We start from the raw sequence: 6,473 nt of genomic DNA, 5'->3' as shown, positions 1-6,473 counted from the left end.
ACACATACCGTTGTCACGGTCAAACCTATGCGAGTCACCCCAGCAGAGCTGGGGGTTTATCAATGTTTAATTAAATTGTTTATGGTGCCCCCCTGATGAGTTTGATGTTGGACTCCAGTTGGATGCAGCGCGTAACTTAATATTGCGTTCGTACTGAATTGTTGTTTTTATATCCACTAAAACAAAACTCGATCCAATTACCTCATCAGGAAGTTCCCAGTTTATCTGTTCACCCTCATTTGCCGTAAAAAAAACGTACAGGTTTAATGCCCCAAGCAGTTGTGGATTCTCAGGATTGAACATTGGAGCAAGCCCTTCACTAAGGGCTTTTTCTGTAACAGCTTTCGTTTGACTTGTTCCTTTATAATTATTAGACAGTTGGACCACACCCGCTAGTGAGGTGGTTGCCGCTCTACGTAATAGTTTCTTTATGGTAAGGAATGCAGAATCATCGGTTCCTGCATCAACTTGAGCATCGGTGGCGATACGTGCAATTCCCGATTCTAGCTCCGTAGCATGAGGGATAATTGGCGTTATATTGATGGTCACCGCCGAGGCTTGGTATAAATCCATTGAGCACTCAATTTCGATTTGAACGTATTGATTATCAACAGAAGGGATGAGTGTTGAGGGGTACGAGCTATAAACTATGAGATTACCATCAGAATCATGCAGCCCAAACTCATTGATAAAGTGCTCAGCAAAGCGTGACGCGTCAACATAGACAATGGCATTGAACCAGTGCTCTTGTGTGTTGCCCTCATTAATATCTTGTCGACCGAACTCATTCACTAAGTGTGTGACGTCCGGTGTTGGCGTGACACTTGAGCCATTCGCATCGCCTAGAGACATTTGGTCAATTAATAACTTTTGCCCACTTTGGTAGGCCGCTTCCAGCAGCTCTTTACCCTTATCGGTAAGCACCGCCGTATGCTCTTGTGCAGATCCTAAACTCATATTTCATTACTCTTATTTCGGATAGTCATGCGATGTCGACTCTTTAGGGTGACCGCTGAATATAATCCGCCAATTAACGTTGGGTTGGTTGGGAAATTTTTAGAGGTAATTCGTTTGCGTCCTTTTGAAATCGAAACGCTGAATATCCCTCCTGTCGATGGCTTGTTTTTTATCGTCATTTGCCAATGTTGAGAGCCTTGTTTGTTGCTCTCAACAAGCGTGACGACGTTCTCATAGTCTTTTTGAGTCAACCCACCTTTGTCTTGAATAACTTCAACCAAAAAGGTGCCTTTAGCACCTGGTGGATTCATTTGATGCCAAACGGTCAGCGTTGGGTTGAAACCTGTTAGGTCTAACGCTCGTTTTACAGCCCAGACCGTGCCTTTGTATCGATAAAGCACTAAGCCTTCTTTGACGACTTCACGCTTTTTCGCGACCGTCCAAGCGTCATCCCAGGTATCGACACGAAACCACCAAGAAAGCCAAGGTAAGTAAGATTCGTGGACGTTATCAATATCGAGAACCTGAAGGCCATGAATGGCTAAGCGAAGCTCGTCCATCTCTTCCGTTGTCAGGAAACTCAGCGTGCGAAGCCGAACGTCTTGCTTTAAGATTTTGGGAAGCATTATTTCGTCTCGTTTATCCAGTGGTTATAGGATATTCAAACTTGACCACATAATTTCCGTTCGGCAGATGGATGCTATATATAAAGACACAATGCAGGCTCTAAATTACTCACAACGAGACAAGCTATGAGCACTGAAAATCAAACTAAAAACACCGTTGAAACCGAATTAGCATCAGAAGTTCGAAGCTTCACTTTGGAAGATATTGCCCGTGCAATGATGGAGTTTGATATCTGCATGTTGAACACTCCAGTTCAATTTGGTGGGATGGAACTCAACTGTGCTAAGCGAGTGCGCAAAGCGCTGGTTAAGGACCGAATTGAAGCGGTGCGTTTCACCAAAGAGCAATACGGTTTTGAATCTAACGATGCCATCACCGCGCATATCGCCTCGAGCATTTTAGTGTTTGGTGAACGCATTGAAGAGAAGCGAGATGAGCATGGCAAGCTCACGAACTTGGGTATGAAAGGCGAAGTGGTGATTTCTGTCGATATGCTAATTAACCTGCCCTATGAAGAGCACATCAACTTGGCTCACCTAATGGGAAAGAGCTAAACCTCGCACGAATCAAACAGAATATTTTTGATCACTCTTTTCGACTGCTCACCCACAAAAAAATCGGTCTTGTCTCCGTTGGTGAATTACTCAATGCCGACTGGGCGCAATATACGTATCTCATAGAGGTCTTTAATCATGGCAATAAATAAGGACAGTGGTTACGCGTTAGAGCTCATTGTTGGGGTTAAAGATGCGTTTACTCAGCAGTCGAAAAAGATTGAAAAAGAATCGAATAAGCTGGAGCGAGAGTTTAAGCAGCTGCAAAAAACCACCGCGGATGTTGATGCCTTTAAAAAGGCTGAATCAGCCATTGAACAATTGACCGAAGCTGAAAAACAATACTCAAAAATTCTAGGAAAAAAGAAAAATGAACTCCCCAAACTGAAGGCCGAGCTTGCCAAAGTGACACAGCAATCTCGAATCATGGCCAATGAAGAATCCAAACTGCAAGCGACCATCAATAAGCTTCGTACAGATATGGCGGGGTTAAGTGACGCTGGCAGCACCAATACCAAAACGTTCAAGAAAAAAACGGGGGCCGTTGCACAAGCTGAGCGCACATTGCAGGCGTATCAATCGAAACTAAAAAGCACAACTCAAGATGAAAACCGTATTCGCTCTTCTATCTCTGCGACAGAGCGTGAGCTTGGTGATTTAACTAAGGCTCACCAGAAGAGCACCAATGAGATTAAAGCGCATGAGCGATTAGTGTCACGCTTAGGCCACTCATTAAAAGAGGCGGGTCTCGATGTCAATGACATCATCCAAGAAGAGAAACGGCTGCAAGGCCAACTCAATCGAACCAATAAAGAGATTTCAGAGCAAGGTCGAGAGCTGGGTAAATTACAACACTTTGAAAAGCTGGGGGTGATTGCAGGAGGGGCCATGGCATCAGCAGGCTTCGCCTGGGCGGGGAATGATAAGTCTCGAAATGAACGCCTCCTTGCTGCTCGCAGTAGCTATTCATTAGAAGAGGTGCAATCGACTTCTCAACGACAATTTCGTACTGATTTAATTCGGATGTATGGTGCAGACCAAGAGAGCATTTTCGCCGCCCAGGCACTCGCTAAACAGCAAAACTTAGGTGAAGAAGATACTCAGGCATTAACAAAAGCCACTATCCAGTTACAAAAGATTTTCCCTGATTATTCCTCACCCGAAACCGTTCGAGCACTGGCGAACATATCTAAAGGTTTTGGTATCAGCATTGAGGAGGCAGCAAACAAAGTTTATGCCACCAGCTCAATGGTAGGTGACGCCAATGGGGATTTGCTCGATACTTTCGCTGAATATTCCCCTCTACTTGGAGACAAGATTTCATTTGACCAATTTGCAGCCTCTATTGTTCGCGCCCGTCAAGCCGGTGTTTGGAACACAGATAAGGTAGGCGATTCATTTAAAGAGTCCTTCATGGCTCGTTTCAGCGATGAAGACGAGTTTGCCAAGCTTGTGGGTAAAGAAGACAAAGCCGGTACGATTGACGCCATTGATAACGTAGACCTACGTAATCGCATTAAAGAAGCCGCTTACCGAGTACGCAGTGACGTTGCAACAGGCAATGAGCCGGGTAACAACTATGCTGCATTATTAGCTCTAGTGAATAGGGCAAACCAAACTGATGCTGCCATCGTCAAACCCATCCTTGAAGCCATAGGCGGCACAATCCTGTCTGAAGATATTGGTACCAAAGGCTTAGGCGCAATGCAGCAAGGTCTGCAAGAAGGAGCCAAGGTCTTTGACGGTGTTGATTCTCTTGATGATACAGCTCAAGGAGTATCAACTTCTATCGACAAAGCGATGAACTCGTTTGGCTCTATGACAGATACCGTCTCTAATAGTGCCGCTAATCTGATTGATAAATTCAATGGTCTTGGCGATGTGGTATCCAGTACGACTGAAGCTACGACGAGTGGAATGAATGACAAGGCAGGACTGGGTTATGCCGGTCTTGCAGGCGCAGTCGGTTTAGCTGGCTTTGGTGGTTTAATAGCGGCTCGTCTTGGTAAGAAAGCCTTTGGTAAAATCCTTGGCACTGCAATGGGCACTCAAGGCGGCTTCAAACCTGCCAGTATGTTTAGTGGCTTATTTACCAAATCTGCGGCTAAGCCGGTGGCGAAGGTCGCTAAAGGGCCGAGCTTTTGGTCGAGTGCGGGGAAAAAGGTAATGGATGGCGGTAAAGGTGTTCTCAAAAAGCTGCCAGTGGTGGGTCGAGCTCTAAGTACGACCTCAACTGGATTATTTACAAAGTCAGCCACGAAACCAGTAAACAATGTCGCCAAAGGAGCAAGCCCGTGGTCCTCTGCTGGGGAAAAAGTAATAAATGGTGGTAAAGGCGCTCTCAAGAAACTCCCCGTCATTGGTACGGCTTTGAATGCGGCCTCTATTGGCATGAGCGCCATTGAAGGAGATACGGAAGGAGTTTGGCGTGGTATTGGAGCCACGGCTGGAACCACACTAGGCGGTCTCGCGGGGAGTTTGTTTGGTGGCTTTGGTGCCGTCCCTGGTGCGATTGCTGGCTCTGTGGCGGGTGATGAGATTGCAGGTTGGTTATACGATATTTTCAATGGTAAGGATGATCCTGTTAACCAACAGGCTGTCGCTCAAGTGGAGCAAACAGTTCAATCTGCGACAATGCAACCCAGAAACGCCATCAGTCAGCCACCAGCCACAATCGAAGTGAGTTTTGCACCTGTCATTCAACTGGAAGCGGTGAGCTCTGAGGCCGATGTGATGGCACAAACCTTAGTGGCAGCCCTGCGTGATATGACGCCTCAGCTCAAACAGACATTGCATGATGTGATGGATGATCTTTGGAAAGATATGGATCATGTTGACCTCGACTAAAAATAAATATACTGTGTTTTTATACAGTACATTTAAAAGGAGAGTTTATTATGCGCGTTGATATGATCGTCAAAGCTTCTGGTTTACCCAAAGGGACATTCTCTTTGATTGAGCCTGAAATTCAAAAGCGTTTGTCGGTACTCGATCCCGATGTTTGTGTCCGTATTCGCAAGGGTGAAAACAATCATCTGGACATCATGGAAAGGGATAAAACCAAAAAAGAGAAAGCCCATGCGCTTTTGGAAGAGATGTTCAATGAAGCGGACGAGTGGCTGTACAACTCAATATGACAAAGGCGCAATTAAGCGCCTTTTCTTTTTAAGTTACAAACTAATATTGAATATTTCTCATCGACTCCAGCGTTTGTTCAAACGTTTCCTCTTCCATTTCAATGCCGATAAAACGTCGATTTAAACTCAAACACGCCTTACCTGTAGAGCCACTGCCCATAAACGCATCGAGCACCACATCATGTTCACGGCTGCTGGCGGTAATGATATGTTGCAGTAAGTCTTGTGGTTTTTCGCAGGGATGCTTACCTGGATAATATTGCACCGGTGCAAACTGCCAGACATCGGTATAAGGCACCTCACTGGTGACGGAGAACGGTCGACGTAAATGTTCGTATTGCGCTTTTAGATCATCGTATTCCAATACCAAGTTTTGGTAGTTATTTTTTAAAGCGTCATACTCCTCCATTAGGTCGCCATGCGTCTTCGTTAATTCTCCCTTTTTACTTGCGAAAAGCTGTTGAAGCTTTTGGTATTGCGCTTTGTTGGGGAGTTTCCATTGGCTTTCACTAAACCAATGAGAGCACATTTGTGTCCCTGTTGCCGCATTGATTTCTTTTGCTGTCACACCAAGTTGTTTACGAGCATTGATGAAGTAATCCATCAAAGGTTTGAATACGTGTTTCTTGAGCTCATTGCATTGAGAAGCGTAACCAGAGCAACCTTTGGCATAGCCTTCAGCGTTATAGTGGCCAGCAAATAAAATACGTTCGGTGGACGGAAAGAACATGCGCAAGTCCGGTTTGTGCATTCTTCGCCATGGGCCTGACGGTTTGGCCCAAATGATGTGGTTAAACACTTCAAAGCGGCTTCTGATGAGAATTTCAGTATCACTGGCCAGCTTTGAACCACAGAACAGATAAAGACCTCCTGAGGGTTTAAGGATTCGCCAGAACTCGAGAAGCACTTCATCGAGCCAGGCTAGAAATGAAGCGACATCTGGCCACTGATTGTCCCAGGCATTACGTTTGACTTGGAAGTATGGTGGGTCGGTTAAAATCAGATCAACGGAGTTGTCTTCAAGCGTTTTAAGGTAGGTTAAACAATCGGCATGGATGAGGCTGGCACGGCCATCGTGCAAGGTGTGTTGGTGCATTCTTATCTCCTGTTAGCAAGAGCCTTGAACACAAATAGCGGTTGAAAGCCGCCAGCAATAACGAATTAAAGCTGGCGGCGTTTTGTTGCTTCCTCTCCAATT

General features: G+C 45.5%; 6 protein-coding genes. 3 read left to right on the top strand and 3 right to left on the bottom strand.

Features of this window, described 5'->3' with window-relative positions; translation table 11 throughout:
* Positions 1-66: 66 nt before the first annotated feature.
* Together AB6C75_RS05470 and AB6C75_RS05465 are read right to left on the bottom strand one after the other, a co-directional pair.
* Positions 67-957 carry a phage tail protein gene (locus AB6C75_RS05470; RefSeq protein WP_372107208.1) on the bottom strand — a complete coding sequence of 297 codons (891 nt, stop codon included), beginning with the start codon at positions 955-957 and terminating at the stop codon, positions 67-69.
* Positions 954-1,583, bottom strand: coding sequence for a phage tail protein I (locus AB6C75_RS05465; protein WP_230853860.1), 630 nt, complete (start codon positions 1,581-1,583; stop codon positions 954-956). Before AB6C75_RS05465 ends, AB6C75_RS05470 begins: the two co-directional genes overlap by 4 nt.
* A gap of 126 nt (positions 1,584-1,709) precedes the next feature.
* Here AB6C75_RS05465 and AB6C75_RS05460 point away from each other — a divergent pair, with 126 nt between their 5' ends.
* The 3 genes from AB6C75_RS05460 to AB6C75_RS05450 all read left to right on the top strand — a co-directional run bounded on the left by AB6C75_RS05460 (position 1,710) and on the right by AB6C75_RS05450 (position 5,275).
* Positions 1,710-2,138, top strand: coding sequence for a hypothetical protein (locus AB6C75_RS05460; RefSeq protein ID WP_372107206.1), 429 nt, complete (start codon positions 1,710-1,712; stop codon positions 2,136-2,138).
* A 138-nt stretch (positions 2,139-2,276) separates the two neighbouring features.
* Complete coding sequence (locus tag AB6C75_RS05455) at positions 2,277-4,985, top strand: phage tail tape measure protein (RefSeq protein ID WP_372107204.1); 2,709 nt, start codon at positions 2,277-2,279, stop codon at positions 4,983-4,985.
* Positions 4,986-5,035: 50 nt separating this feature from the next.
* Positions 5,036-5,275: a DinI-like family protein gene (locus tag AB6C75_RS05450; RefSeq protein ID WP_048615445.1), complete on the top strand. Its 240-nt coding sequence runs from the start codon at positions 5,036-5,038 to the stop codon at positions 5,273-5,275.
* A gap of 40 nt (positions 5,276-5,315) precedes the next feature.
* On the opposite strand, the gene AB6C75_RS05445 is transcribed toward AB6C75_RS05450, so the two are convergent.
* Positions 5,316-6,371: a site-specific DNA-methyltransferase gene (locus AB6C75_RS05445; protein WP_048615444.1), complete on the bottom strand. Its 1,056-nt coding sequence runs from the start codon at positions 6,369-6,371 to the stop codon at positions 5,316-5,318.
* Positions 6,372-6,473: the final 102 nt, after the last annotated feature.

Source organism: Vibrio sp. 10N.237.312.B06 (genome assembly GCF_041464685.1).
In the GTDB taxonomy this organism is placed as follows: domain Bacteria; phylum Pseudomonadota; class Gammaproteobacteria; order Enterobacterales; family Vibrionaceae; genus Vibrio; species Vibrio tasmaniensis_A.
The sequence above is the reverse complement of the archived record's forward strand: the minus strand, read 5'-3'. Positions and strand labels throughout refer to the sequence as shown.